Below are 26,135 nucleotides of genomic sequence, written 5' to 3'. Positions count from 1 at the left end.
GATCAATCATAGTTGGCGCAGTTAATGGCCATAATCACGTTCCTCAGATTCGAATACGCGACGTTTTGAAGGTTGCCGCCGGGGGTTGTCTGCGGTCTGGCGAATATCCGCGTATTGCTTCCCTCAAGTTTTGCCATGCTCTTGTATATGGCCATGTATGGCTGCGGCTGACCGCCAGCCGATATAACCCCGGTAATTAGCCCCAGCATGGCAGGCATACAGGCCCACTTCCCCGCCAGAGTTGTATTGATGTTGTATCCTGAGCTGGCATCCACCCCGGCGGTACCGAGGGTGACAACATCGCTCAGCGTGCGCGTTTCGTTTGTTAAAATCAGCGTCCCTGATGCATCCCACACAGCCAGCCCGTAGTCTGGCTTTGTCTGCGGGAAAATAGAGAAAAAATAAACGTACGCTGTGCCGGTTGCATTCGGTCTGAGAAAATCAATCGTGATGGTGTTCCCGCTTATCGTCTGGATGATTTCGACCTCAACCGTGCAATGAACGAAGGCGACAACAGGCTGACCTGCGGGGAATGTGTGCGTCACTTTGGTATTGAACCCCGATGTTCCCTGAAGTGCCGCTGTCTTTCGCGCCTGAAGAGCGATTGGCGAGCTGTTCGCGGTCACCCATACTTCCCCGCTCGTGGTCGTCAGTAAAACGCCATACTCCGCCATTTATGCCCTCTCGATCTGGAAAATGAGATAAGCCGCTGCCGCAGGCTCAGTCCCTGCTGAGTAGTCGGTATCGCCTACTGCTGACACTGTTGCTGTTCCCCCCGAAATGGTGATCTTCCTCCGACTCGTTCCAAACTGATCGCCGTTCATGCTCTGAAAATAGGTCAGCCTGCAACCCGGTGGAAGCGCTACGGTGTAAGAGCCTGTTTTCTGGTTCTGAGCCAGCTGGAGATAGCCACAAACGCTGACAGGCTTAACACCATAGTTATTTACATTGCCTGAGGCGTCCCATGTCTGAACACCATATTCCGCCATCCAGTCCTCCTGAAAAAAAAGAGGCCCCGTAAGAGGCCTCCCGTTACCATGTTCCCGTGATTCTCCCGATCTGCACCCTCAACACATTCCTGGAGTCCCGCACGCTGATTGTCTGGTTTGTCTGTTTCATGGACCCCTCACCAGCTGTCGAACCGTAGTTCTCAAACGTACCGCCCTTATCCAGCCTCCACCCGACTGAGCCAGCAACATAGTTATTGGACTGGATGTAGTTGCCGATCTTGGCGTTGCTGATGGTGCCATCACCTATCAGCGCGTCTCTGATGAACACCTGCCCGTTCTGGATAACGAACGGTAAGGTCACTGTGGCTCCGGCCTGGTGCGTTACGGCGAAGCGGTCAGCCAGGAAGATGACCTGTGACTGCATGCCGGATGGCGTGTTCTCGACGCCGATCCCCATCCCTGCGGCGTAATACTGTCCATTACTGGAGACGCCAACCTTGATGTTATACATCGCTTTCAGATCACCATTAACGTTCGCTATGGCCTGAGCGTTGGTTGTGATGGCTGATGTGTGTCCGTTGACGGTCGCCGTGATGCCGTTTATCTGCGTGGCGGTGGCCTGCTGGTAATCGGAGAAGGTCTGGTTCAGGCTGTTGATGGATGCCTTGTTGCCGTTCACGTCAGTCTGCAAACTCAGCAGCGAACGCGCCGTTGCCTCCCTCTCGTTGACGATCACCTCATCAATGCGGTCCAGCTGCGCGCTGTTACCGGCGACCGATGCCGACAGTGTTTTGCGCGCGGCCACCTGCGCCAGGTTGCCCTGAATAATCGCGATGGCGGAGTTCTTCACTCCCCCCGCCATGCCGTCCACAGACACGCTGATGTTATCGATGCGCTGGCCCAGCGCCGTATCAGCCGTTGCGACGGTCTGCTCAAGCTCTGAAAGAGAGGATGACACATCTCCGACCGTGCTCGACAGGTTAGTAACGCTGGTCTGAACCTTACCGATTTCCTGAGCGTTTTTTGCTATTTCCTGCGCCTGTTGCGCCAGTTCGTCGTTGGCCTGTTTGATGTCGTCAGCCATGCCAGCAATTTTTTCATTGCTGTCCACCGCGTTCTCGATCAGGTCTTTGAACGTATCGGAGCCTTTCATGTCCTCCAGGATTGCATCTGTGATATCGGATACATCGATGCTGGCCTGCCCGCGCACAAAGTCTGTATACCCTGACTCGTTTCCGCTGCGGTCCACCAGCTGCGCGCGGTACCAGAAAATTTGCCCTGCCTTAAGGCCCATCTGCTGATACTTGCGCTGCGGATAGGGTACGTCTGCCAGCAGCATCGCATCGTCTTCCGTCCCTGTCAGGCTGTACTGAATTTCCGTCTTCAGCGTGTCGTCGGTGTTCGCCGGGAATCCCCAGCTCAGCTCGATACCGAAAACCACATTATCAGAAGCGATGAAGCCGACCGGTTTCGGGGGATTGCCCACTTTACCGGTCAGCGTTTTCTCTTCTGAATAGCCCCACCCGGATGAAATTTCTGCGGCATTGATGGCGCGCACCCGTACCAGATAACGCCCGGCATAAATCCCAGGAACGTCGAATGACGTGGTGGAGCTGCGCGGCACGTTAACCCAGTTCCCTTCGTTGCGGCGCCATTGCGCTTCATAGGCGATAGCGTTCTGCGCCTGGTCCCAGCTCACGCGCATGGTTTCGACGCTAATGTTCTGCTGCACCACGGAAAACGAGCTGATCACGATGTTCGCAGGCGGCGACTGGTTGCCCGGCGGGATCACGCTCACCGGCCGCTGGTCAATGATGGCTCCGGTATCAATGCGATCAAATTTATCCGGATCGTGATTTGCACCGACGATTGTGAACGTGCCGTCATTATTATCAGTTACCGTAATAACGCGATACTGCTGTGCGTAGAGCTCATCAGACTCAATGACCCATACGGCCTCAGCCACAGGCGTTTCACTGTAAGCGGTCGTAACGGTCACTTTATTGCCCGTTATCGACTGAATGGTGCGTGACTGTGAAACACCCGATGGAAGATTGACAATCATCCTGTCGGCTGGCGAAGCATCCGGCGCCCTGTCCAGCGTTAGCACGCGACCATTCACCGCAGAGATACGGCCGCCCAGGTCGCGCCCGGAGAGATTTCGGTCCGCTACGGCGATTACATAGCCAGGCTGTGGAATGTTGCCATCTTCCCCTACATTGAAAGTAACAACGCGATCTTTGTTGTTGGTCAGGATCCCCCATCGCCCTTTTCGGTTCGCCTCCGATTGCCGGGTACAACCAATAGCTGTTATCTCAAGTTGATTAAAACCATAACGCGAAACCAGCGCCTGTTCAAAAACAGGTTCCATCGCATCAGAATAGGCGTTATCGGGATCAGACCAGGATACGAGCGCATTGGTATAACGGTTCTTTGTGGTGCTGCTGGAATAGGTAAACCGGCCATCGATAACGTTCGCATGCGTGTATGTAAAATCAACATCCCTCGGCATGTCCGCCAGCGCCACAATCTGGTCGTCGCCCCAGTAGGTCATCCCGCGGAAGATAGCAGCAAAATCACGCAGGACCGTATAAGCGTCGTTGCGTTCCTGAATGTAGACGTTGCAGGTATAACGTGGTTCGGTGCCACTTCCGCCTTTGCCATCCGGCACCATCTGATCGCAATACTGTGCAACCTGGTAAAGTGTCCATTTGTCTATGTTCGCTGTTGTGAGACGATCCCCAAGCCCGAAACGGTCGCTAACCACCAGGTCGTAGAATATCCACGCGGGGTTATCAGTCCAGGCCCATTTGAATGTCCCAAGCCACGTACCGCTATAAGTTCTTGTTTCCGGATCGTAAGTATCCGGTACGCGGATGACACGTCCACGTGGTTCACAGGCGATTTGTGGAATAGAGCCATTGAACTGGCTGGAATCAAACTCGATGTACAATAGAGCTGTGTTTGGATAGCGCAGTTTGGCATCGATGACCTCTGTATAACTTTGAAGCGTCATCGTGTCGCCGATTTTGGCACTATTTGCGTCAGCGGTAATCTTGCGCAGTCTGATGGTCCAGGTGCTGCCAGCTTTCGGTAAATCGATACGATGGCTGCGTTCATAACCTGATGTGGTTTTCCCGGTCACATTAGTATCAAGGACCTGTTGCCAGCTACCACCGTCCATCTGAAGCTCCACCACATAGTTGATGGAGTACCCTACTAAATCCCCGTTATCCTGCTGTTTGAAAAGAGATGGCCACTTCAGGCGCAGGCGAACCGCCGAAAGCTGCGTATTGGTGAAGGTATGCGTCCAGGCTGTTTCGCTGGATATTTCGGTACCGACGCTGATTTCATTTTCTGTGCCAGGTATCCCCTGAATGTAATCCTGAGCCTGTGTCCCTGGGCGAAACTCCCACACGACACCGCTGAAGTTCTCGGAACCATCAGCGTTTTGTAAAGGTGTGCCGTCAAGATAGATATCCCTCGCAGTCAGCCCACCAGCAAACTCCCCTTCACCGAGAACCATCAGGATTTTCGCTTTCGCAACGGACTGGAGATCATCGGGCTGCTCGACAGGGGTGCGAGAACTCGAGCTGCCGCCTTTACGTCCGGTAATTGTTTTAACCATATCGCGCCCATAAAAAAAGCCACCCGAAGGTGGCCTGATTGACAAATATTTGTTATTGCTGATCTTCTACGTAAATCCCGGCAGAGGCAACAGCGCCGCCGATTCGCCGTTTACCATAGAGAATGGGGACAGGGTTTCCCTGAGAGGTTGTGTTCGTCACGCCACCAAATGCATAGCTGGCGCGGTTATCTGCTGATTGCTTGCTGGCTAGCCCGGTAGTCTGTGGAGAAAGCATCTGGACTACGCCGCCGATCGCCATTGATGCCCCAATCCCCGCCACAGCTCCCCATCCACCAGCAAAAGCAGTCCCACCAATCCCGATCGCGGCCCCTCCCGTGACGAACGCAGCAACAGCGACAAGGGCAACCCCGAGGATTGTCTGAAAAACCCCGGCTCGCTTACTGCCGATGATCACCGGCGCGATACGGATTTCCTCTGTGCTCCTGTCCATACTGAGTTCATCGTTTACGAGGTTTCGTTTCCCGCTGAATACCGCATAAGTTAAACCCCGTTGTTTGCTGGTGTTAAGGAAACGCTCAAAACCCGGCACGATAACGCTCAGGGCGCGGATGGCCTCTTTTGGTGAAGCTACTGATAAACGATATTCACGCCCGAAGGTGGCACCTAGCACGCCGTACAATCGAATTGTGCGGACAGGCTCAACATTGAGTAATGCAGCCATTTTTTCCCCATAAAAAACTGTCACAGGCGGTTATCAGAAACAGTCTTTAAACCGCAATATTTTCATTGTGCGCTCACGCCAGTAACCGCCATAAGGTACGCGCTGGCTCAGATGCCCATAAAGGTGATGCAGTAGCATGTTGCCTTCCAGCAGAATCCCCGCATGATTCCACTTATCAGCCTGAACCTGCATGATCACCATATCGCTAGGTTTCGGCGGCCCGTCGAATTCACGGAATCCGCACTCGTACCAGCAATCCTGATAGAAGTTGTCCGGATAGTCGTTTTCCCACCAGGGATAATCAACCCGGTAATCGTGGAGTTCGATACCATGCTTTTGCCGGAAATAGCTCATTACCAGCCCCCAGCAGTCAAAGTGACCAAGCACAAACGGACGCTCCAGCAGTGGCAGCTCTCCGCGCGGCTGAATGGTGCGTAAATCCCCCTCGGGCCAGCTCACGATATGCCAGGGTAAAAGCGTTGCGTCGCATTGCGCTTTATCCAGTTCGCTCGGCTGCGTAGTGGCGTCAGGGTGGCTGTGAACGATGGCGATCACCGTACCCCAGTCTTCAGCAGCTGCGTAATCTTCCGGGCAAAGGACAAAATTGTCCTCCGGCGCCACGGCAAGATTCCGGCAAGGAAAATAACGTTCAACGCGGCTTTTCTGCGCCATCACACCACAGCACTCACGAGGATATTCAGCGGCGGCATGCGCCATAATCGCATCAATGGTTTTCTGACGCATATCAGCTCCTGATTAAAGACGTTCCCGGGAAACCACCAAACGGCAGTTCTTCCTTCTCTCCGAAGCGAAGTTTGCACGCCGTGAGCGTGCCGTTACAGACATCAAGCGAGGGATCATCGACAGGATTATTATTGTTATCGAAGTATCTGGTTCCGGCATAATCGCAACCGTCACCGGTTCGGTACTTATTGCGCATGCACCAGGTACACAGGGAATGAAGCTGGCGCGTGGGGATCATCTTACCCTGCAACGACATCGGGCTATCGAGTACGAATTCGATACTTTCGCCCGGAATTTCGCTGCTTTTACCATCAATGTACAAAACTCGTTTTCTGACCTGTTGCGGATCAGCTGTTGCGTTACCTGCTGGGAAGTTTTTCGCATCGAGATAATGCGAATAAGTGTCATGGATAGTGACTTTCGCCTGTAGCATATCGTCATAAGCAAGGCACAGCGCTGTAATCTTGCTATCGATATCTGCAACCGTGAGTGTTGGCTGGGCACTGTTGCCGTCTGTGGAGGCTTCAAGCCCTTCTATTTGATACGGCCAGGCGGCATATTCCTCCCCCTGCCACCAGATACTTTTCGCCTTCAGCTTTGATTCATCGCCACCAGCGGCAGCGATTTCTTCTTCTGTGTGCGGGAGGTTGTATGCGTGAAATCGCAGTACATCATCCACGCCGAACGTAGAGCCATCAACTTCGATAAGCCGGACTTTATTACCGGGCTCAAGGCTTTGATAGTCTGCTGTGATCATGGTGCGTACGCCTGTTTGAATGTTGCGGAAATGGTCAGAACGTTGCTGGATAAGGGCTGTGACTTGATTGATTCGGCCTCAATCCGGTAGAGCCCAGTTTCGCCAACTGGCGATGTCCAGATGAATGACTTTATAACGTGAGAACGAAAGAATTTAAGGGCCTGGAGCATGTCCGTTTTTTTGCCCGTTAGGGTTACAGGCCATGACTGCTTTTCAGGGTTGATGCCTTCCCCTGCAATCTGCTCATAGCCATCGCCAAAGGTTGCAGAGCGGGTTTTATGGCTAAACGTTCCTTCCATTCCCGCCTGTATCTGCGTTCGCCAGGTGAACGTTTCCAGTGCCATGTTTGCTCCATAAAAAAAGCCACCCGAAGGTGGCTTGTGACAATATGAGAAGGAAATTAGCGGGTTTCACAACCAAGCTGAGACTTGTCGATAATCTGCGTGCCTTCAACACGGTAACCATATGTGCCGAACAGAAATGCGTGGTTTAATTGATAAATAACAACATCGCTTAAGCCTACGGAACACTTATCTTTTTCAATAGCCCGATCCATTGCAGTTTTAACGCTTGGAATGCCCAGCGGGAAAATAACAATTGGAGCTTTGTCTTCACCAGTCACACGTTGACCTTTTTCAAACTTCGCTGCATTCAGGTTGTAATTTTTAGTACTACCAACGGTCATATCAGCAACACGAACAGTACAGCCAGACAACATTAAAGCCCCAAGAGCTAAAGCCACTACCTTCTTCATTTTAAGTTTCCTTTGATTGCAATCGGAAACATCTTAACATGATGAATAATGTGATAAAACAAACACCATGTCTCTTATCTTGATTTTGTTGCATTCCAGATGAGCCCACCAGGCTGAAGTTGTTTCGCAATACCTGCCCGAACAGATTGATCAATAGTCTGCTTGTAAGCGCGAGAAACAGCATCGTTATTTGCAGAAGTCTGCTGCTGAGAGTTCTGGTTTTGAACAACTACGGACGTTTGAATACTTACCCCACCGGCCGATGATGACTGAAGCCCATACATCGGAGCGTGGCCAACATAACCGCCATTTGCATAACCCTGTGCGCTTCGCATAAGTGAATAGAGGTTTCCAACCCCCAGCGCACTTGTTGCCTCTTTGGTGAAGACGAATTCGCCACCATGCACCACGCCTTTTGGCTGATACTTTCCTCCATCCCCTGTGTAGCCGCCAGTATCGAATTCCGGAACTGCGCCGCCACTAGAAAATCCGAAAAATGAACCAAATGATGTCCCCCCAAACGCAGACTTCATTCCGTTAACCAGCGCCAACTGTGTCAGCATCTGGGCTGTTCCTTTCAAAAAGGTTGTCAGGAAATCTGAGAAGTTAGCTTTTCCAGTGGTAAAAAAGTCTGTAAGAGTGCTGGCCATACCGGTGAATGTATTGCTGGTAAGTGTCTGCACTTGTGAGTAAACATTGGTTGCGGAGTCCTCAAATTCAGCCCAGCCCTTTTTCGCGCCGGTCAACCAGTCGCCACGCAACCTGTCCTCTGCGGCATAGTAATCATTCGCTGCTTTGAGTTGCTTCTGATACCCCTCGTCCTCCAGAGAGCCACCAGCATTCTTCCAGCCAGCGGCAAGCTGACTTTTCGCGAGTTCACGCTGAGCTAACCGCTCGCTCATTCCAGCTCCACCAACCAAAGCAGCCTGTTTCTCAGCCATCTGCGTAACATATTTCTGAGAGGTATCCATTCGCTTGTTCAGCTGTTCCTGTGCGGTAATCTGATCACCCAACAGGGCTTTCTGCCGTGCCAACTGAAGCACCTGGTCTTTACTCGCCAGCAGGGATTGTTCCTGCTTCGTCAGTGAACGTGAACGCGAGGCTTCTTCCAGCACCTGAAATTTCGCCTCAGTGGTCCACAGATCTTTGCGCTGCTGGCTGATAGTGTCGTTCAGCCCTTTATACTGCTGAAGAGCACGCAACTGCGCCTGAAGCGCCAGCAATTCGGCCTGAGCAGTGTCAGTACTGCGGTCGCCAGCCGACACAGTGCCTTGTTTTCCTGTTTTCGTTTTTTTGCCAAACGAAGCGACTGCCTGCCGATCCTTCTCAGTGGTCGCGGAGCTTATCTTGCGGGATGTATCGAGGTACTTGCCTGCGCTAATGTCAGCTGCGTCCCAGTCCTTTTTCAGCTGAGATACGCTGTTACCATAAGCGCCGGCCATTTGTTCGTTATAGTCCTGCCATCCTTGCAAAGTATCAGTTTTCGCCCAGTCAGGAACGAGATTAATCGCAGCCGCGATAGAAGAAGAAATAATCTGGTTCAGCTTCTGGAAAACTATCGCGACGCTGTAATAAATTGCGTTAAATTCCTTTAGCGTGTTTGATGCCAGTTCAGCCACCCACTGACCGATGCTCTGCATAGCCTCAGACGCCCATCCCTTGATATCAAGCCACAGGCGGCCAAATGGTGTCAGCGAGTCGTAAGCCTGCTCTCCACGCTCTGCCATCGTGTCGCCAAACAAATCCATAGCTTGAGTAACGGCAGCGGTCTGGTCTTTCTGCTTAACTAACTCGTCAATGTGCTTAAGCTGTGAAACGGTGAGAAAGTTGAATTGCTCATTAAGGTTCTGAAGAGCCTTAACCGGATCCTTATCAATATCCTTATAAGCCTTGGTAATGTCCTGAGCCGAAACAATACCAGTTTCAACTGCCAGCGCTGTCGCTTTGGTAGCTTTCTCAAGCTGTTGCTGGGTCATTGAGCCCATACCAACCAGCTCTGTCATCAGACTCTGGACAGTGCCCACCGTAGCCCCAGTTGAAGCAGAGATTGACTGGGAGGATGCCATAATCTGTAGCGCTGACGTACCGGCAATGTTTCCGGTGCGGATGATAGCTTTATTGATTCCGTCATAGGCTGTGAAGTAGTCCGATCCCGCTTTTGCCGCAATCAGTACAGCGCCAGCCAGACCACCAATCGCAACACGTGCCGGGGTTACCATGGATAACATCGCTTTTAGCGCGTTACCCACTCCGCCAAAGGAATCACGCAGCTGACCACCCTGTTGGATAGCGACCATATAAACCGGCATACCGGAGGCCAGTGAAGTCACAATATCCGTCATTTGCATTGGCAGGTAACGCATGGCATTACGGTACTGCCCCGCACTGATAGCTCCAGATTTCCAGGACTCTTCCTGCTCTTTTAGTCGGGCAATCATTGGCGCAGCGCGGTCCGACACGCCAAGCTGGGCCGCCTTCAGTTCGAGCAACTCTGCACGGGTTTTTCCGATAGCTGCAACCTGGTCCTCGAGTGAGTCGATAAAATTTTTGCCTGCGGCAGCTGCCCGTTGCGCTGCCTGTGCCTGCTCAATGCGAGCACGGCCCTCTGCTGTTTCAGATTCCATGACCTGCGCCAGTTTCGCGCGGGTTGTCTCAAGCACGCTGTTGTAACGAGTAAAATCCTCGTCACCCACCAAACCTTTGTTCCGGAATTTAGACAGGCTTTCCTGAATGGTATCCAGCTCGTCCAGCGCCTTGTTAACAGGGCTGATTTTATTCAGCAGGTTTTGCAGTTCCTGCCGTTGCTGTTTCAGGCTTTCGCTGTTTTTTTTCTGGTTGTCGATCCCGGTGCGGAACGTACTGTTCAGGTCATCCGCTTTACCTGCCGCGGCGGACGCAGTCTCCTGAAAGCGATCCAGTGCCTGGTTACCACGCTCCAGCTCAGTGGTATTTACGCGCAGGGAAATCGTGGCGATGTCGTTACTCATTCCGCCCTCTCTTTATGCATAACTTTTAGTGCGGCGCACTCCATGATTCGGATGTCCGAAAGCGCGGTTGCCTCGTCGTCGACGTTGTGCAGGCGCATCACCCAGGGCAGCACGTTGTAATCAAGACCTGATGCGCCTCCCATGCCCGTGCGCCACTGCGTGCTGACAGCCTGAAACACCAGGAATGAAGGCCATACATCTGGCCAGACGTCGATGTATTGATCGTCATAGTCATCCGGCGTAAGCCCATAGGGTGCCAGGTCTGCCGCTGTGGGTTCAGGCGTATAGAATGCAGAGGCAACCGCTATCAGTTTTTTTCGCGCTGCCCCATCAACTCTCGGTAGTAGGTTTCCGGGATTGCCTTCATTGCCGCCGGATAGTTTTCCAGCAGCACCGACAGGTTTTCCGCGTTGAATGCATCGGGAAGTGCCCAGCCAGCAATGATTTCCATCAGAAAATCAGTGGCGGTTTTGCCTTCCATTTTCTCCAGATCCGCCAGTTCTTTGAGTGGCTTGTGATTGAATGTGAATGTCAGCACGCCATCCTCATCGCCAGCGCGCGGGATCGAGACGTTGGCCTTAAAAGTTGGTTTGGGCTGAAGGGTGAATTTAGTCGCCATCGTTGCCTCTTAGTGAAAGAAAGCCTCCATGGAGGAGGCTTAGACTATCGTTATGCCTGGCTTATGCCGCGGCGCCTGTGATTTTGTAGAACGTCATTGCTGGCGATTGCAGGTTCAGCACGACGCTTACCGTTTCGACTTCGTTCACCGCCGTGGTCGGCGTGTCGTCAAAAGATGCCGTGGCCGCCCAGTAACGATTCTCCTTCGCCTTCGGAACGTACATATAAGCCGCCACAGTCTCTTCGTCTTCATCCAGCTGGCGCAGCAACGGATATACCGGGAGACTTGAATCGTGAGCGATCGAGTAAGTCTGAGAGACGGCAGATTTATAGGTATTCAGGTTGCGCTGACGGTCATCGCTGAGGAACTGAATCTGCGTGGTGTTCTGATCACCACCGGATTTCGATACCTCAGTGATTTGTGGCAGTTCGGTCCATTCTTCAATTTTGCGAATAGAGCCGGAACCGCCGCCAGCCGCGTATTTGTTTTTGTTGGTGGTATTGATGTTGCGAAGAGTGACAGCATTCTCCGCAATCGCGTCGATTTTCGCGATAACGTTATCAATACCCGACCAGTTGCAGTTCACGTGAACGATATCGCCGACCGCAATATCGTCCGCGGCGCTGACGGTGATCACCGCGTGCTCAGCATTCGTCGCGCCGGTGAAAGTAATGGCCGGGCCGTAGCCCGACGCCAGATAAACATGAGCGCCGTTAGGCAATGCAAAGCCCATAATGTTTACTCCTGTGAAATTAGAAAACCGGCACAATTGCCGATGATTTTGACGGGGTCAGTTAATGATGTCGGCCCGGTAGTTCAGGCTGATGGGAATGGTGTAGGAAACAGCGGTCGGGATACCGCGAAAAACTGCTGGCGTGCTGGTGATCCAGCAGGTGAAGTCACTTCCTGCAATTTCCAGCCCCTCAGGGAACAATTGCACTACTCTGCCCGCCAGAGAAACGACTGAGGTACGGCCGGAGCCGGCTGGCGCCACGACATTAATCTGGTACACGCCTGAATAAGTCCGGCAGCGCAATCCGAGATCGATTGTTCTCGGCGTAACAGGCATATCGTGAACGGCCAGGTACATCTCGTTAGCAGGAGGTGTAAACGGCACGTTCTCCCATGCAACCGAAATGCCCTCGGCATCGGCCCAGGTACCCAGTCTGGCGGCCAGTGCAGATGCAATATCAGGAATCACCTGGACACCTCCTTGACAGCTTCCTCAAAGAAGCGTTGAAACTCAGCAGCGGTTATACGGACCATTCCGCCCGGTGCCTGTGTGGAATGCCCCATTTCAAGCGGGTATGCATACGGGACGTTGTTGCAGAAATAAATGGCCTTCATCCCGACTTTGAACAGTGACAGCGTGTAGTTCCCGGCTGCTTTTGTCAGGTCGCCGGTCTTGTCTATTCGCCCTGTTTCATCAGCTGTCGGAGCATCAAACGATACCTGCCAGTTACCGCGAAAGCGTCCGCCCGTATACCCCGGCGGTGCTTTGATATCCATCCCATCCACCACCCGGGCTTTTTTCTTCAGTCGCCCGGTTTTGGTCAGGTTGTCGGGATTTGCCCGCTGCGCCTCGTTATGGTCGTAAACAGCGCGATTATAGGAAACGGCTGTCTGGTTAACTTCCCACAACTCCGGGTTGCCCACTGGGGACATCATCACCAGTTGGTTAAGTATTTTAATACCAACCGTGCGCACCACAGCTTCTTGATTCGCTTTGGCCTTATTGACGAAGGCTGTGATTTCAGCGAGGAATGCCGTGTTCTCGCCCATGTTAAGCCCTCAGTTGCGCTTTGTAGCAGAGAACCAGCGAGGCAGGTTTTGCAGGGTTGGGGTTCACAATGCGGTAGGCTGTGCCGTCTATATCAACCACATCGCCGATTTTAATTTCCTGCTCTGACGTAAAAACAATCTGCACGTCGCCGTTAACGATGACCGTTCCATCTATTTCGCCTGGCGCGTATTCAGTCTTCACGCCCACAGCAGTAAAACGGACCTCTTCAGTTTTATGTTCAACGCCGCCGATAACCGTTACCGAGCCTTTACGGGTGACGTTGTATAACGCTCCGTTCTGCCTGAGCATGCGCGTTGTTCTGGCCTGCATACGTAGGTAATCAATGGGCATTCGTCAGCGCCTCTCGATTTGCAGATTGATAAAATCAGTTTTGAGTGATTCGATGGCGCCAACCATAACGTACGGAAAACCACCGCTATGCCAGGCATCCATAACCGCACCGCTTTCATCAATAAGCAAAATAGCCATGCTACGATAATTGCCTTCGCGAGCAGCATGAAGCGCCTCTTCCAGAAGCCTAATAACCTCTGTTCGGTTATGTTCCAGATCAGCATCTTTTCTGCTAGCCAGGTTAATAACTTTCAAGTCCGGCATGTCATGCCCTCTCTGCAAATGCATTGATTGCGTAGCCACGACCACCAGCAAGATCGCCCAGCAGCGCCATGACAGCAGGATAGGACGGAGTGAAAACTTCACCATCTGCGACCGCATAGGTCATGGTGACAGCACCTTCCACACGTTCAGTTTTCACAGCGGCTTCGCGCACGCTGGAGAGTAAATCTCCGTCGATTGCCTCTACCGCCAGCATGCACTGCGCGGTTAAAACCTGCCGTGGAACTTCATCCGGCGGGAAATCATGTTCATCCAGAACGACATTCACGCGTGGCCATGCCAGAGCCTGTCTCGGGTCAGCTTTTGAGCCTACCCAGTCCAGCCCCTCCAGGTAATCCATTGCCTTAATCAGCAAAGGTGCGAGCTTGTCAGGCAGTTTAATGCCGCGTATTTCCGCAAACGAGGAAAGTTCCTCTTCACTGGCGTAGCTGTTGGCATCAGGAGAGGTGATATCGGTATTGATCATCTAATCATCCTGTTTATGGGGCTTTCACCCCATTCGTTATTCTCCGGCAGGCGCAGTGTAGGTGATCTCATCAGTGGTTTTCGCCACTCCTTCAATCGTGCCGGTTACCGTGAAGGTGCCAGCAACGTCTGATGTGAGTTTCACCGTTGCACCACCAGCAGAGCCGGTTTGAGAACTGGCCGTGCTAAGCGTGCCGCCTGTAGACGTCCACACGACGGTTTTACCGGATACACCGGAGCCGTTCAGCGTGTACTTCAGAGAAACAGTTACCGCATCTGTGCTGTCAGCGGTTGCGGAGGTTTTATCCGCTGACAGCGTTACTCCCCCACTGCGGATTCCAGTTTGATCAGCACGCCTGCCGTTGATTTGTTGCTGGTGAAGTGCTTCTTCCAGTTGCCAGCAGTGCCGATGGCGGTCAGGTCAGGGTTATCACCTTTGGCGGTATCCCAGCTGTAGCCCAGCAGATCGACGTTCACCACACCTTCAGCGCGATAGCCAACCGCAAGGTTTTCCTGATCGTTGATATCGTAGGAACGGAAGCCCGGCGCCTGAGACTCGGTAACGGTCACTGCGCCGGCCACCAGCCCAAGGATCGCATCAGCATCCATGGTGTCGGTCACCAGCACAGGTTTACCCAGCGTGCCCGGCTGCCCGCCGTAAACCACCACGCCCGCTTCTTCGTAAATTTTGTTGGCAATCGCCTCATCCACAATGTCGAAGTAGGTCGCGGAGTGCATCACGAACAGAACCACTCGGTTAAACTTGTCGCCATATTTGCGCAGGCCACGCGTCAGGGTCTTTTTACCGTCGGTCTCAATGTCGGCGGTTACGACCATGTCGGCGTTAGCACCAATCGCCGCAGTCAGCGCTTTCAGGCCATATTTCACATAGCCTTCCAGCGTGGCATCTGCGACATCAACGCCGATCACTTCGGAGAACTCATCAACGGAGCGGCCACGGCGTTTAAAGGCCTCTTCCGTGGTTTCATACGGACCGTATTTCCACGGTGCTTTAACGGATACCGCTTCACCGGCACCGATTTTTTTACCTGTGACTTTATCGACAGAGTTCACATTGCGCGATTCGATGGAACCACCAACTTTGTAGAAGGCGCGTTTACGGAAATCACCTTCAATCAGTTCGTTATCCAGCAAAATCGCACCGTTGGAGGAAGCGTTGAACACTTCCAGATTGTCCTGGCGACGCTCAAGAAACGCGGTCTGCGCCAGATCGTCATAAATAACCAGGTCGGTATTAACAGTCGTTGCCATGGTTTGAATCCCTTATTTCGGAAGTTTGAGGAAGGCCTGCTGGCCGTGTTTGCGGATGTAGTCCGCTTTGTCGCTGGCGCTCATTTCGGAACGTTTCAGGCTTCCACCACCGTTTGGCTTGTGTCCGCCCGCGCCCGTGCCTTCTGCGCGAGGGAACAGATGCGGAGCCGTCTCCTTGAGTGACTCCGCCCACTCAAGCGGGCTTAGTGGAGTTTTGCCGTCTTTACCGAACAGAACATCGCCATTTGCATCAACTGCTACGGCCTCGCCCTCGTCGTTGAGCTGGAATGTGCCTTTGGCACGTAGAATCAGATCGTCAGAAGCTTCCGGCAGCGCGCCCGCTTTAGAGGCTGCTGCACGGATTGCATCCCCGAGGACCCGATCCCGAAATTTGTTGGAGAACGCTTCAGCTTTTTCCGCGCGCTCGTTCGCCGCTTTGATCTGCTTATCAACGTCAGCACGCATGCGCTCGGTACGCTTATCCAGCACCTCGTCAATTTTTCCGGCGGCGATAAGCTTCGCCTCTTCATCGTCAGAAAAACGCTGGAGAATGCCGCGTACAGCGTCTGGGTCGATACCGTCAAAACGTGACAGGTTTTCTTTTTGCTGCTTGATGGTGCCCAGCAACTCAGAGTTTTTTGATTTCAGGCCTGTAACTTCACTGGTCACACGCTCATCAATCAGCTTCTGGATTTCGGGGGTGATTTCGATACCGCCACCACCACTGCCCTCACCGCCGCTTTCAGGTGCGTAATATTTCAGAAGCATGTTTCGAATTAACATAATTTCCCCTCGGGATTTTGTCGGGCCTCGCCCATAAAAAAGCCCCGGCGGATGCCAGGGCGTGTAGAAAGTGATGGTTGTCAGGTTCAAGCGCCTGATAGCTGCTTAAGACGCTCCATGCTGATCCACTCGCCTTTGTCAGTGAACATATCAGCCAGGTCGATTTCACCCGCGCGGAACAGACGGCCACGCTCGGCACCCAGAACCTGATCCTGTCGCTGCGCCGATTGTCGCCTCAGCCATTCCAGATACGTGGTTTTCGCCGATACCTGTCCGTCCATGCTGGCGCGGGTACCATCGTCCATTTCATCGATATCGATACCGAGTTCGCGCCACGACTTAAGAATCAGGGTTTCGGTAGAACGGCAGCAGAAATGAATTTTCCCGGGCCCTTGCAGGTAAGGTACTTTATGCCCGATCGGTTTATTATCCAGCGTGTATCGCAGCAGGTCGCGAATAATGCAGTCGTGGCTGGTTTTATTGTCCAGCGTAGACAGCCACTGCTTACCCTTCACGATGTCACTGTTGGCGCTGGTGAAGCTGTTGCGCGCGGTGGCAGCCAGATGATTAACGGCTGTTTTAGCGATGCTTGCGGCGTTTGCCCTGCTCATCTGAAGCGCGCCGTCGCGATAGTCTTTATTGGCATGACCGCGCACGCTTCGGGCGATGGTTTCAACCGTGTCGCCAGCAAGATAGCCACGGCGTACAGCGTTTACGATCCGCGCCAGCCTGTCCGATTCCAGATTCTCCGTCCACTCACTCAGCAGGCGCCCCTGAAATGGCTGAGCCATCGCCGCGGCATAAACCATATCGGCGGTGATTCCCTGTAACGGGTAGCGTGCCAGCACCTGTGAGGGAAGAAGGGAATCGAACAGGCTCAGCTGATAACTGACCTCATTCCTGGAAAGCGCAAGCAGTTCCCCTTCCAGCCCGGACTGCATCGAAGCGACAGCCTGATGGTTAAGTTCGCGTACGCTGCCGAGCAAGCTTTCCAGACGTGTAACCGTGAAGCTATCAGCCGGGAGCCGATCCAGTGCATCCAGCAGACGGGCAGACAGTTCTGCGTCCGTCTCGTTGAGCAGCTTCACCATCCGGTTAGCGACACCCGTCGCATAGCGGCTAATCCAGACGGAATGGGCAATGGCCTCATCCCGCAAACTTTCGTTGACTGTTGCCATCTCAGCCCCCGGTCAATGAGGGCGCCTGATTGCGGAGCGCATCAATCACATCATCCGGGCTGTCTGCCGGGTTGATGAGGTCGAGTTTCTGAAGCGCCCGAATCATGTCAGTATCGCGCAGTGCGCCGGACTGCCATGCATGAACAATCGCGGTAACCATCCCGGATTCGGCAACCTTCGCGATAAATTCCTGGTTGATGGTGTAGCTCGTCGATTCGTCCTTAATTCCGAGGTACTTCGCACACCAGCCCAGCGCCAGCGTGTAAGCCTCGGAAACGTTTGAAACGCAGATACCCAGCACTGATGTTGATGCGCTCTGTTCACCGCTTGCCTGCGTTGCAGTCTTCGCCGTGGCGTTCTGCTCAATTAACCTGGCGCCCAACTGCACCATGTAATCGCGTTTGCTGTCCATGGCCTCTTTAGCCAGCATGTTCGGCTGCGCCTGGGCATAGCCAAACGAGCCATCTTTGGGAAGCATTAGCGGTGAACGGGAACCAATTTTTACTCCGGTCTTCTCAAGGTGATCTCGCCAGTTGGTATCAAGCCCAGTCATATACGGCTGCACCTGACCACAGAACCACACGCTGTCCTCATAGTCAGCGCTGTTTCGATAATGGCCATGGTTTATCTCCACCAGCGCGGCCAGCGGTGAATCATCGATAGTGGGATCGTTGTTCTGAGCACCGACAAAGGTGAACGGGATTTCGTCCCAGTAGTCCTTCCCTTTCGGCTTAGGGTGGTATTCACTGTCAACGCTGTAGGTTCCGCTTGCGGTGCCACCTGCCCGGCGCCATACACGGCAGATAAACTTCCCTTCTTCCAGCGCCAGCTCGCGGTACTGAATTTCGTCCTTGTAAGCGTAACCATCCGGCTCTTCTACGCATTCGCGCAGGACCACCAGTACCAGCTGATCGCGTCCGTTAATTCGCTTTGTTCGCCAGTTGATGATGTTCTCTGCCGGATAGCGGAGAATGATCGCTTCGTCTGATGCCTCTGCATAGTCAACGTAAAGCCCATCACGCGCCACCTCCAGCACGTTCTCAACCACCAGCTGCGACTGCTGATAAATGCTGGTACCCGCCCCGTCAGCATTATCCAGCAGGTATTTCAGCTTCTCCGGGCCGTTAAACGTTGGGTCTTTGCGATACGCCATGCCAAGCATGCCGATCTTCGTATTGCCGGCAATGGCGTAAAATACAGCGCGGCGCAGATAGTCCTCGTTGCGCTTACGGTTGCGCGTGGATTTATCGGTTGGATCGAGATAAGGCAAGTACTTATTGCCCGCCGCTTTTACGGCCTCAGCGCCTTTGCAAAAGTCTCTGTATTTCCGCCAGGCAGCAGAAGCCGCCCGGTGTTCTGGTCGAACCCAGGTGATGTCGTCGTTTGCCATATCAGAAAGTGGTGTCCATGGTGATTGAGTATGCCGGTTTCACGATGGGGTAATCCTTCACAATGAAGTACCCACCAGCATCATTGGGGTGATCGTTATCCGCTGATTTATCCGGTTCGCCATTAGCCGCCCAGATTTGCTGCTCGAGGCTCTCGGTGTAGACCGGGCAATTCTGGACGTTGACCAGATAGCGGCGCTCACCGTTGGCGTTGCAGAACATGGCGTTCATTGAGTTAATGCGGTCTTTAACCGGCGGGTTGGCATCATCAACGATGACACTGAAGCCGGCATCGTTAAGCTGGGCAATATCCGTCTTGCTGGCGTTCTGCGATTTGCGGGAGTCGCCTGACGCATCCGGGTAGATGTAAATCTCCCGGCTCTTCACATAACGCCCATCCTCATATCGCCAGAACTCTTCCTGGATACGCTTAATCATCGCCGGCGTGTCGTAGACTTTCACCAGTTCGCGAACCGCGCGCGGTAGCCCGTTACGCTTTACGTGAACAATCGCGGCCATTTTCCCTACGTTGAAGTCCATACCGATAAACAACGGATCCCCATCCTGAATCTCGTCAGAACAGTTGTTCAGTTTACGGTTAAAGGTGTGGTAAATGGTCCCACTGTTGAGGTTGGTGAACTTCCCGCGCAGGTATGCCTGAATCAGTTCATCAGGATAAGAACTCAGCAGCGAGGAAATGTAATCCGGGGGCAGGTTCTTCGCGTTGTCGAACGTGCTGGCCTGAATCAGCCCATACAGAGCAGAAAGCTCAGGCTTTTCGCGGACCGCCTTCACGAACTGCTGGTAGACGAACTTGAAGCCCTCCGGCGTAGTCGTTACATCGATGCCGTTACGCAACCCGTCGACTTTGTAACGCATACGGGCGATGATTTTTCGCCAGGCCTGCTGCGCTTTGGCAGCCGCCATGACGTCCAGTTCATCCACCATCGCATTACCGATTTTGAAACCAACTATCGAGCCTGGCTTCTCCATTGAGCGGCAGATTGTGGTTCCGCGGTATCGTCGCCCCTCGTAGAAGTGAACCTCTTTGTTCCCCTCATTGATTATGACGCTCAGCCCCCAGTCAAAGGCCACTTCCTCAATCGTCGGGTAGAAGATGTCACGGATCTGCGGGTACGTCGGCGCGAAATAACCCTGGTTGATTTTAGGGTGCTCCCACATCCCCTTACAGATGCCGCCACAACCCACCCACGTCTTACCGGAACCGAACCCGGCAACGTAGGCTTTGAATTTGTGCTGCATCGCGAGGAAACGCGCCTGAGGAATGTTAAGTGTCGGGCTGATCCCCATCTTCCGCCCTCGCGTCCACTACGTTGATATTGATCTGAACTGGGGTCGGTTCGTCACCATCACCATCACCGGCCAGCTCTTTGCGGAGTTTCTCAACCTCCAGCTGCCGGCGGTCGATTTCGATCTGCTGGAGACGCTGAGCGAACTCGCTATCCGCCAGGCCAAGCCGTTTCATTACGGCTTCGAACATACGCTCACGGCTGATAGCGGTTATCTCGACGCCGTTCTTTCCGACCTTTACGCCGGAGTAAGCGAGTCGCGAGACTGGCGAGAGTTTACGCGTATCAGCGAAGTAAGGCTGGCCGATACCATCGCCGTTACAGCGTGGGCAGGCAGGGTTAGGCTCACGATTATGGTCATAGCCATAGCCACCAACATCAGCGGGCTCGCGACTTTTCCGCTCAAGCGCTTCGAGTCGTTTCTCTTCGAACTCCACCATATCGCGCCACTGGTACTGGTGACCGAATCCCCAGCAGTAACGACACGCGCCGCGGCGATACTGCGATAGCTGGTTTGCATCGAAGGTGGCAAGCTGCCACATCTGCGCGAGGACTTCATCGGCACCGCCAAGCGTGCGCGCAATGGAGGCTTTCTGCTGTTGTGCAATAGCCTGGGCAACTGAAGTTTTCTGAAGGAGTTGATAACCAATTTGTTCAGCGGATTTTTTGCTGTAACCCGCCCTGATAGCTGCTTGTGTGGCGTTACCATCCTTTAGGTATTCCGCAACAAATAAGCGTTGCTGAGCAGTAAGTCCATCATCATCCATCAGCTCATTTGCGCTTTGTTCTTTCTGCGCAATGCGCACTTTTTTCTGCGCAGATTTTTGCGCAGTTTGCGCAGAAGTTTTTTTGATATATCGACGGGCGGTAGCGTAGTTCAGTCCCTGCGCTTCACACCATTCCTTTGGTGATACGCCGGTTGCGGCATGTTCGGACAGGAACCGTTGCTGAAGCTCTCCCCAGTCCGGTTTTGCCATTATTCACTCCAATAAAAAAAGCCACCAGCGAGTGCCAGTGGCTTGAATGTGGTAATCAGAAATGGGTTCGAACCGTTGGGACAAACAATATTAAGCGCTCACCCGCTGGATTAAAGTAGCATCACGCTTCGTCTGGCCGATATGAACTCCTGTATCACTCTACTGACGTATAGAACCAAGCATGCCCCATCCTACTGCTACGCGCCAGTCTCGCTGCTTTCAACCAATCAGAGCATCATAAGCCTCGATAATTTCTTTCCTGCTCACGTATCTGTCGGCTGCTACCAATATGGCTCCACTTTCGCCTTTCAGAAAAGTTGAAAAAAAAATCACCACATCCAAACACCTCACCTCATCATTAGCATACAGATAAAGAATCTTGCTCCGATAACTTCGAATTTTCAGCAACTTAGCAGGCTCATCATCAGCAAAAATCAATAGCTGTGCCATAAAATCTCCTTCTACACATAATTCCTTACAAGAGAAGATTGTTAGTCCCATGAACACTCAATCACATTGACGAATCTTTTGCCTGTGATTTACGTTACCTTTAATATCCCAAAAGTCTTTTTTAACTCATACACCTGAATTCAATTCTGAAAGAAGTGAAAATGGCAGCAAACAAATCACCAGGAGTTTAAGTTTATTTAATTAGTTATAGTGCAGAATGCTTAACCCTGTATATAGAGTTCGCTTCTTCGCACTTTTCTTTCAAGTATATGAACCGGGTGGATACTTCACTGTTTGAGCAGTTCGTCACAATGCAGTAACCCTCTACCCACGCCTTTTCATCCTTTTCGGCAAACAAACTTTCGAAAATGGCAACCCAAGTGCTGTTAGGCATGCGTTCCAGTTCAAAATACTTCATTGTCCCTCCCTCACGAAGGGTTCTGTACTCATCCAATCCTAAGATTTTCATACTGCATCTCACGGTCTTTTTAATGTTATGATTTCTAGCATCATATCCAGGCTTTTCCTACCCCAAAATCCATGGGACTCTGCATTTTATCATCATTAGCAACCAGCAGATGAGCTTTGTAATAGATGAAGAATGCGCATAAGAAAGCCATAGCTATTCATGTGACATGCCTGTCCTCAGTATTGGATTTAGGTTACCTTCTGGATAAAAACTTACCCATCAACATTAAAAATACAACGATTCCAACAGGCACTCCAACAATAGGTGTAGCGAACGCGCTTACTCCCACGGCGGCAACCATACCTCCCAAAGTACTAAACATGATGGGTATGATTAACATAATGATAGCCTGGGGTATTCCTGCCTTCCAGAGGAGTAACACCATAATGACAACAAAGAACACCATGAGAAAAGGCATTGTTTGCCCCCTTAATTAAACACACTCTCTATATAACGACCATTTGGAAAATTTATTTAGTTATCTTTCAATTAAGGCCTACTTGCAGTTCGCCTGCCACGCTTTGTTATGCGCCAGGATGTCGCGCTTCGTCTGCCTGTCCAGTACATCCCAGTCGTGCGCTGTGCAGTAGATGGGTTTAACCCAGTCGCAAGACGTATCGGCTACCTCAACCCTTACGGGTCCAGTTGTCCCGCAGCTCGCGATCAACATCGTCGTCAGACATATGGTTAACAGTCTGCTGTACATTGCTGGCCTCTTTCGTTGCTTCTACCCGGCGTTCGGCTGCTGCGACCGTTGCCGCTGCGTTATCTTTGGTGCGCTGCTGGTCGGCTTTCGCTTCAGCTTTGCTGGTGCCGCGAATATGGCCCAGGCCAAAAGCGCCTGCAATGGCGGAAATCACCAGTGCGGCCAGCCCGATTATCGTTTCGATACCCACTCTCACCTCACACCAAAACTGATTTCGCCAGATTAAACAGCGCACGGCGTTTATCCAGCCCGTTGCGGCCGCCATTGATTAACAGTGTCACGCGCTCAATGTCGCCGGAATGAAGAAGGCAACCGCGGGAGGCATAGAACCATGCGGCAGAGCGCGCGGCGTATTCATCCTTTTCAAGCAGCTCCGGATGAGTAACAAGGTCCAGTTTCAACGCCTGGCCACAACTGCGATAGTTGCTCAGGCCGGTAATCTGTTTCAGCCCACGACCGCGATATTTCCAGCCATCACCAGCGACCTGATTGCCAAGGTGTTCTTTTCCCCACTCACCACCGTATACCAGATTGGCGATCGCTTTCTGGTTTGCCGGTTGCGTTGCCGTTCTGCCAAGTGCGGCGGATTGCTGTTGAGTGATGCGGTGGCTGCCGAACGTCGGTACCAGGTTTTCAACCGCGTAATTCAGGTTCTCCACCAGTCGGGTAAATCTGGTGCTTTCATGCCCCATCTGGGCAATAAACATGGCCTGATCAAGCGGTGCGGTGATGCCGTATTCCTTCATGGCGGCGTCGATATGCGGAAACCAGCGCGCAGCTAATCCGGCGCTGATACCAGCCGCCTTCTGAAATTGTGATTGGTTCATTAGTGCCTCAGATGATCAACCAGACGTGCAACGTTGCCTTTGACGGCCACCAGCACGGAAAGGAATATGATATTGGCCGCAATGGTGGCCCATGATGAATGCGGGTAGATCCCACACAGGTACGCCAGCGGTACAGCGCTGTAAGTGACGGTAATCAGCCAGGCTAAACGCGAAATCCATGGCCGATGCCGCGAATCACCACGGCGGTAAAACATCAGAGTAATTACAACTCCGGCGCAGAGCAGCGCGTTGATAGTTGCTGTTGGGTCATTTAGTACCACCTGAACCTCCCCGGCGCGTTATCAGCGCCACCAGCGAGCCGATGTCCTGCTTGTTCAGGAACGTAAGGATTTGAACGGCTAACGCAGAAGCTATTACGGCACCAATAGCATCCAGAGGCTTCTCGGTGTACCCCGTCCAAAATGTGAGTTTTGACCCCAACAACCCCGAACAAAGAATGCCGACGATATACGACACGAAGAAGTAGGCCAGGCGACGTAACACACTCAGGTCAGCTGCTGTCGCTATGTAGAATACTGCGCCTGCAAATGCTCCAAAAACAACACCGTAATCAGTTCCGGTCAATAGACCGTAAACACTTGCTCCAGTCAAAGCTAAACCGGCCAGCCCTGTGCCGGAAAATGGATCGGACATAGGTCTCCCCTCATATAGCTGTGTATCCTCTCAGTAATGAGGGGAATAAAAAAAGCCCGCACGGGAGCGGGCAACGAATGCAGATATTTATTTTTTTCAATTTCAGAACGAAGATTATCGGCAGTATTGGGAAAGACTTTAGACAATAAAAACCCGGCGCGGTGGCCGGGCAGAAAGTTTATAATTCTGGCTTCATACGGCCAAAAACTTTTTCAATGCCGGCCTCATACTCCTCTTTGTTGTCGCTCATTGCTGCAACGCCAAGAAGTTTGCCGATGTGTTGTCGTAAGGCCTTGACGCCAATTTCAGAAAGGAAGAGGTGTAACTTATCTGATTGCTTTCCATTCTCATCCCTACTGGCGCGAATTTGCTCTAATATCTTCCCCTTACTCTTAGCCAGTGGGACGTAAATTTGCATATTAGTCAACTGTCCAAAGCGGATCGGCCTGCCTTTTTCCGGACGATTAAGTCCATATAACCGATACCATTCTTCATACAACTCGTCGGGAAACTCTTTCTCATATTGGCGGGCTTCCTCTCGTACAAATGCCTTAAAAGCATCGATTACCTCTTGAACTTCAGGTCGATAACCGGCCAATGCATAGGCTACGCCTTTTATACCTGATTTAGCGGAAGCATTTATTAGTTTTTGAGCTGTATCGGCAGCAGGAATTCTAGACGGTGGCAGAGCATCGGCACTTTTTGCATCTATCAGCGCCTTTCCGATATCAACGATCACATCAATATCAAACCCATGAGCGTTATTGATGTTTTTGGACTGCCCACTATATTGAAAATTAATAGGATTTTCAATTTTCGCTATTAAACTTGGACCACCAAACTCCTTCATGTAACCAGCGCTTAGTAGTTTATCGACATCCCTTGCGAAGTTGCCGATACCTAAAAGTCGAGCAAGTCCAGCCTTAGTAACTACTGCGGTTTTCGATTCATCACTTAAGACATAACACTCAGCATCTATTCCAAATTCATCTTTGAAATTACCCATATGGGTGGCTTTGTGAATTTTATCCCTCCACCTTGCAGCAGCAGCCTTTTTGGCAATGTCAGAACGCTGCTCTTTAGTAAGAGACTTCGCCCTGGCAACCCCGCCCTTAGCTTTACCCTTTGGATCTTTCTTATCGCCTGACATATGCAAGCACCTTTCTGTAAAACATGCTTGCATAATAAACAGCAACCAAAACACATAGCAAGCATTTTTCACTATTTTATGCTTGCATAGTCAAGAGCATATAAAAGGCCGACGGATGGTAGCCTTCAGTAAACGAATGTTGTAGTGCTTAATGGTCCACCATCGAGGATTCGAACCTTGAACCACAGAGGTAGAAGCTCCGTGCACTGACCAGTGGAAAAAAAAGACCAGCATTGGGTTGCTGGTCATGGGTCATGCAGTTGTCTCTGCGAAGCGGGTGTCTCCCCACCCAGTATTTTCAGTATCGAGAGCATTATCGAATGCCACTTTAACTATAGCATCGCGGTAAAAAATCGCTTTGCCATATTCCTATGGCTCACACTCGGAAGGTTCTGTGACCCATCGTGTAACTCATGACGCGGATATGGCAAAGGCACGCCGGATCACGACCAGAAATTTTAATTAAATAGCTTGCGAATGGTGCCGATAACCTGATCACCAAATGATGATGTGTCATCTTTAAGCGTACCAGTCAAAAATGGATAACGAGGAAAACCATTAATGCATAAAAAATTGAAGTTAGCAGGAGCATTTTTATTAGCTATTTCTTCTCTTCCTGCATACACAGCTGACAAAATTGACGGCTGGATCTTTCTGACAAATACAAACAATTTCAACTTCTATGGTAAGGAACGTTCATTGACTGAAAACAAAGGTATTCGGTCAATAATCATACAAGAAGTTCCAATTTCCAAGAACTCCAGTGCGAAAATTCTCTACTCTCATTTCACCATTCCTTCTAAAGCATGCAAAAATGAGTTTGGTGAAATAACAATGTATGAAATGAGCGGAAAAGTTGCTGGAAAATATGATTATGTTAAAGGTGGCTCAAGTGCAGCCGCTTACATAGCTGATCTTGTCTGTGGAAATTAATGAATTAGCTACAAAAACCCGCACTAAAGCGGGTTT

At 51.8% G+C, this 26,135-nt stretch carries 31 protein-coding genes; 1 reads left to right on the top strand and 30 read right to left on the bottom strand.

The features are described 5' to 3' along the window. Positions 1-2 precede the first annotated feature (2 nt). The 30 genes from SK58_RS08150 to SK58_RS08000 form a co-directional block, all read right to left on the bottom strand. Positions 3-674, bottom strand: a complete 672-nt coding sequence (locus tag SK58_RS08150; protein ID WP_048219651.1) for a hypothetical protein — start codon at positions 672-674, stop codon at positions 3-5. Beyond that, complete coding sequence (locus SK58_RS08145) at positions 675-989, bottom strand: hypothetical protein (RefSeq protein WP_022651029.1); 315 nt, start codon at positions 987-989, stop codon at positions 675-677. A 43-nt stretch (positions 990-1,032) separates the two neighbouring features. After that, positions 1,033-4,578 (bottom strand): TipJ family phage tail tip protein, encoded by a 3,546-nt coding sequence (locus tag SK58_RS08140; protein WP_048219649.1) that lies wholly within the window; start codon positions 4,576-4,578, stop codon positions 1,033-1,035. A gap of 52 nt (positions 4,579-4,630) precedes the next feature. Next, positions 4,631-5,260 carry a tail assembly protein gene (locus SK58_RS08135; RefSeq protein ID WP_015570918.1) on the bottom strand — a complete coding sequence of 210 codons (630 nt, stop codon included), beginning with the start codon at positions 5,258-5,260 and terminating at the stop codon, positions 4,631-4,633. Positions 5,261-5,293: 33 nt separating this feature from the next. Continuing rightward, complete coding sequence (locus SK58_RS08130; protein ID WP_048219647.1) at positions 5,294-6,004, bottom strand: C40 family peptidase; 711 nt, start codon at positions 6,002-6,004, stop codon at positions 5,294-5,296. A 1-nt stretch (position 6,005) separates the two neighbouring features. Continuing rightward, positions 6,006-6,761, bottom strand: a complete 756-nt coding sequence (locus SK58_RS08125) for a phage minor tail protein L (protein WP_048219645.1) — start codon at positions 6,759-6,761, stop codon at positions 6,006-6,008. Then, entirely contained in the window at positions 6,758-7,105 is a 348-nt protein-coding gene (locus tag SK58_RS08120) for a phage tail protein (protein ID WP_015570921.1), read from the bottom strand. Before SK58_RS08120 ends, SK58_RS08125 begins: the two co-directional genes overlap by 4 nt. 56 nt (positions 7,106-7,161) lie before the next feature. Next, complete coding sequence (locus tag SK58_RS08115) at positions 7,162-7,515, bottom strand: hypothetical protein (RefSeq protein ID WP_020690998.1); 354 nt, start codon at positions 7,513-7,515, stop codon at positions 7,162-7,164. Positions 7,516-7,589: 74 nt separating this feature from the next. Then, a complete protein-coding gene (locus SK58_RS08110) occupies positions 7,590-10,502 on the bottom strand; it encodes a phage tail tape measure protein (protein ID WP_048219643.1) in 2,913 nt (970 codons plus the stop codon). Then, the gene (locus SK58_RS08105) at positions 10,499-10,762 is read right to left on the bottom strand and encodes a DUF1799 domain-containing protein (protein ID WP_045911865.1); all 264 of its coding nucleotides are present in this window, start codon (positions 10,760-10,762) and stop codon (positions 10,499-10,501) included. The genes SK58_RS08110 and SK58_RS08105 overlap by 4 nt, the downstream gene beginning before the upstream one ends. Before the next feature lie 47 nt (positions 10,763-10,809). Continuing rightward, positions 10,810-11,121, bottom strand: coding sequence for a phage tail assembly chaperone (locus SK58_RS08100; RefSeq protein WP_022651271.1), 312 nt, complete (start codon positions 11,119-11,121; stop codon positions 10,810-10,812). A gap of 61 nt (positions 11,122-11,182) precedes the next feature. Next, positions 11,183-11,854 (bottom strand): phage tail protein, encoded by a 672-nt coding sequence (locus SK58_RS08095; protein WP_048219641.1) that lies wholly within the window; start codon positions 11,852-11,854, stop codon positions 11,183-11,185. Between the two features lie 57 nt (positions 11,855-11,911). Beyond that, complete coding sequence (locus SK58_RS08090; protein ID WP_048219639.1) at positions 11,912-12,322, bottom strand: DUF4128 domain-containing protein; 411 nt, start codon at positions 12,320-12,322, stop codon at positions 11,912-11,914. Continuing rightward, positions 12,319-12,903, bottom strand: coding sequence for a hypothetical protein (locus tag SK58_RS08085; RefSeq protein ID WP_048219637.1), 585 nt, complete (start codon positions 12,901-12,903; stop codon positions 12,319-12,321). The genes SK58_RS08090 and SK58_RS08085 overlap by 4 nt, the downstream gene beginning before the upstream one ends. A gap of 1 nt (position 12,904) precedes the next feature. Beyond that, on the bottom strand, positions 12,905-13,255 hold the full coding sequence (locus SK58_RS08080) for a hypothetical protein (RefSeq protein ID WP_032654538.1): 351 nt from the start codon (positions 13,253-13,255) through the stop codon (positions 12,905-12,907). 3 nt (positions 13,256-13,258) lie between these two features. Then, positions 13,259-13,519, bottom strand: coding sequence for a hypothetical protein (locus SK58_RS08075; RefSeq protein ID WP_032654540.1), 261 nt, complete (start codon positions 13,517-13,519; stop codon positions 13,259-13,261). Position 13,520: 1 nt separating this feature from the next. Then, complete coding sequence (locus tag SK58_RS08070; RefSeq protein ID WP_048219635.1) at positions 13,521-14,003, bottom strand: DnaT-like ssDNA-binding protein; 483 nt, start codon at positions 14,001-14,003, stop codon at positions 13,521-13,523. A 36-nt stretch (positions 14,004-14,039) separates the two neighbouring features. Continuing rightward, complete coding sequence (locus SK58_RS23055; RefSeq protein ID WP_223862367.1) at positions 14,040-14,318, bottom strand: Ig-like domain-containing protein; 279 nt, start codon at positions 14,316-14,318, stop codon at positions 14,040-14,042. Between the two features lie 2 nt (positions 14,319-14,320). Then, positions 14,321-15,274 carry a major capsid protein gene (locus SK58_RS08065; protein WP_015570929.1) on the bottom strand — a complete coding sequence of 318 codons (954 nt, stop codon included), beginning with the start codon at positions 15,272-15,274 and terminating at the stop codon, positions 14,321-14,323. 12 nt (positions 15,275-15,286) lie between these two features. Next, positions 15,287-16,057 carry a hypothetical protein gene (locus SK58_RS08060; RefSeq protein WP_045331455.1) on the bottom strand — a complete coding sequence of 257 codons (771 nt, stop codon included), beginning with the start codon at positions 16,055-16,057 and terminating at the stop codon, positions 15,287-15,289. A gap of 86 nt (positions 16,058-16,143) precedes the next feature. After that, the gene (locus SK58_RS08055) at positions 16,144-17,235 is read right to left on the bottom strand and encodes a phage minor head protein (RefSeq protein ID WP_048219633.1); all 1,092 of its coding nucleotides are present in this window, start codon (positions 17,233-17,235) and stop codon (positions 16,144-16,146) included. A gap of 1 nt (position 17,236) precedes the next feature. Continuing rightward, positions 17,237-18,625, bottom strand: a complete 1,389-nt coding sequence (locus SK58_RS08050) for a DUF4055 domain-containing protein (RefSeq protein WP_048219632.1) — start codon at positions 18,623-18,625, stop codon at positions 17,237-17,239. A gap of 1 nt (position 18,626) precedes the next feature. Next, the gene (locus SK58_RS08045) at positions 18,627-19,934 is read right to left on the bottom strand and encodes a terminase large subunit domain-containing protein (RefSeq protein ID WP_045349479.1); all 1,308 of its coding nucleotides are present in this window, start codon (positions 19,932-19,934) and stop codon (positions 18,627-18,629) included. Continuing rightward, entirely contained in the window at positions 19,912-20,910 is a 999-nt protein-coding gene (locus tag SK58_RS08040; protein ID WP_015570934.1) for a terminase small subunit, read from the bottom strand. Before SK58_RS08040 ends, SK58_RS08045 begins: the two co-directional genes overlap by 23 nt. A gap of 219 nt (positions 20,911-21,129) precedes the next feature. Beyond that, positions 21,130-21,360 carry a hypothetical protein gene (locus SK58_RS08035; protein WP_003859853.1) on the bottom strand — a complete coding sequence of 77 codons (231 nt, stop codon included), beginning with the start codon at positions 21,358-21,360 and terminating at the stop codon, positions 21,130-21,132. Between the two features lie 1,095 nt (positions 21,361-22,455). Then, on the bottom strand, positions 22,456-22,725 hold the full coding sequence (locus tag SK58_RS08020; RefSeq protein ID WP_023314673.1) for a hypothetical protein: 270 nt from the start codon (positions 22,723-22,725) through the stop codon (positions 22,456-22,458). 7 nt (positions 22,726-22,732) lie between these two features. Beyond that, positions 22,733-23,362 carry a glycoside hydrolase family 19 protein gene (locus SK58_RS08015; RefSeq protein WP_023304238.1) on the bottom strand — a complete coding sequence of 210 codons (630 nt, stop codon included), beginning with the start codon at positions 23,360-23,362 and terminating at the stop codon, positions 22,733-22,735. Beyond that, a complete protein-coding gene (locus SK58_RS08010) occupies positions 23,362-23,643 on the bottom strand; it encodes a phage holin family protein (protein ID WP_022651286.1) in 282 nt (93 codons plus the stop codon). The genes SK58_RS08015 and SK58_RS08010 overlap by 1 nt, the downstream gene beginning before the upstream one ends. Then, complete coding sequence (locus SK58_RS08005; RefSeq protein WP_032654570.1) at positions 23,630-24,016, bottom strand: phage holin family protein; 387 nt, start codon at positions 24,014-24,016, stop codon at positions 23,630-23,632. The genes SK58_RS08010 and SK58_RS08005 overlap by 14 nt, the downstream gene beginning before the upstream one ends. 178 nt (positions 24,017-24,194) lie before the next feature. Then, on the bottom strand, positions 24,195-25,166 hold the full coding sequence (locus SK58_RS08000; protein ID WP_047736739.1) for a P63C domain-containing protein: 972 nt from the start codon (positions 25,164-25,166) through the stop codon (positions 24,195-24,197). Positions 25,167-25,727: 561 nt separating this feature from the next. On the opposite strand from SK58_RS08000, the gene SK58_RS07995 reads away from it, so the two are divergent. Then, a complete protein-coding gene (locus tag SK58_RS07995) occupies positions 25,728-26,099 on the top strand; it encodes a hypothetical protein (RefSeq protein ID WP_006811580.1) in 372 nt (123 codons plus the stop codon). Positions 26,100-26,135: the final 36 nt, after the last annotated feature.

The sequence above is a fragment of the Enterobacter sp. BIDMC93 genome, from assembly GCF_001037805.1.
Lineage (GTDB): Bacteria > Pseudomonadota > Gammaproteobacteria > Enterobacterales > Enterobacteriaceae > Enterobacter > Enterobacter hormaechei_C.
This window is presented reverse-complemented; position numbering and strand designations above follow the sequence as displayed.

Coding starts and splice junctions, on each gene's coding strand:
- SK58_RS08150 (WP_048219651.1), bottom strand. CDS start 674: ATGGCGGAGTATGGCGTTTTACTGACGACCACGAGCGGGGAAGTATGG.
- SK58_RS08145 (WP_022651029.1), bottom strand. CDS start 989: ATGGCGGAATATGGTGTTCAGACATGGGACGCCTCAGGCAATGTAAAT.
- SK58_RS08140 (WP_048219649.1), bottom strand. CDS start 4,578: ATGGTTAAAACAATTACCGGACGTAAAGGCGGCAGCTCGAGTTCTCGC.
- SK58_RS08135 (WP_015570918.1), bottom strand. CDS start 5,260: ATGGCTGCATTACTCAATGTTGAGCCTGTCCGCACAATTCGATTGTAC.
- SK58_RS08130 (WP_048219647.1), bottom strand. CDS start 6,004: ATGCGTCAGAAAACCATTGATGCGATTATGGCGCATGCCGCCGCTGAA.
- SK58_RS08125 (WP_048219645.1), bottom strand. CDS start 6,761: ATGATCACAGCAGACTATCAAAGCCTTGAGCCCGGTAATAAAGTCCGG.
- SK58_RS08120 (WP_015570921.1), bottom strand. CDS start 7,105: ATGGCACTGGAAACGTTCACCTGGCGAACGCAGATACAGGCGGGAATG.
- SK58_RS08115 (WP_020690998.1), bottom strand. CDS start 7,515: ATGAAGAAGGTAGTGGCTTTAGCTCTTGGGGCTTTAATGTTGTCTGGC.
- SK58_RS08110 (WP_048219643.1), bottom strand. CDS start 10,502: ATGAGTAACGACATCGCCACGATTTCCCTGCGCGTAAATACCACTGAG.
- SK58_RS08100 (WP_022651271.1), bottom strand. CDS start 11,121: ATGGCGACTAAATTCACCCTTCAGCCCAAACCAACTTTTAAGGCCAAC.
- SK58_RS08095 (WP_048219641.1), bottom strand. CDS start 11,854: ATGGGCTTTGCATTGCCTAACGGCGCTCATGTTTATCTGGCGTCGGGC.
- SK58_RS08085 (WP_048219637.1), bottom strand. CDS start 12,903: ATGGGCGAGAACACGGCATTCCTCGCTGAAATCACAGCCTTCGTCAAT.
- SK58_RS08080 (WP_032654538.1), bottom strand. CDS start 13,255: ATGCCCATTGATTACCTACGTATGCAGGCCAGAACAACGCGCATGCTC.
- SK58_RS08075 (WP_032654540.1), bottom strand. CDS start 13,519: ATGCCGGACTTGAAAGTTATTAACCTGGCTAGCAGAAAAGATGCTGAT.
- SK58_RS08070 (WP_048219635.1), bottom strand. CDS start 14,003: ATGATCAATACCGATATCACCTCTCCTGATGCCAACAGCTACGCCAGT.
- SK58_RS08065 (WP_015570929.1), bottom strand. CDS start 15,274: ATGGCAACGACTGTTAATACCGACCTGGTTATTTATGACGATCTGGCG.
- SK58_RS08060 (WP_045331455.1), bottom strand. CDS start 16,057: ATGTTAATTCGAAACATGCTTCTGAAATATTACGCACCTGAAAGCGGC.
- SK58_RS08055 (WP_048219633.1), bottom strand. CDS start 17,235: ATGGCAACAGTCAACGAAAGTTTGCGGGATGAGGCCATTGCCCATTCC.
- SK58_RS08050 (WP_048219632.1), bottom strand. CDS start 18,625: ATGGCAAACGACGACATCACCTGGGTTCGACCAGAACACCGGGCGGCT.
- SK58_RS08045 (WP_045349479.1), bottom strand. CDS start 19,934: ATGGGGATCAGCCCGACACTTAACATTCCTCAGGCGCGTTTCCTCGCG.
- SK58_RS08040 (WP_015570934.1), bottom strand. CDS start 20,910: ATGGCAAAACCGGACTGGGGAGAGCTTCAGCAACGGTTCCTGTCCGAA.
- SK58_RS08035 (WP_003859853.1), bottom strand. CDS start 21,360: ATGGCACAGCTATTGATTTTTGCTGATGATGAGCCTGCTAAGTTGCTG.
- SK58_RS08015 (WP_023304238.1), bottom strand. CDS start 23,362: ATGAACCAATCACAATTTCAGAAGGCGGCTGGTATCAGCGCCGGATTA.
- SK58_RS08005 (WP_032654570.1), bottom strand. CDS start 24,016: ATGTCCGATCCATTTTCCGGCACAGGGCTGGCCGGTTTAGCTTTGACT.
- SK58_RS08000 (WP_047736739.1), bottom strand. CDS start 25,166: ATGTCAGGCGATAAGAAAGATCCAAAGGGTAAAGCTAAGGGCGGGGTT.
- SK58_RS07995 (WP_006811580.1), top strand. CDS start 25,728: ATGCATAAAAAATTGAAGTTAGCAGGAGCATTTTTATTAGCTATTTCT.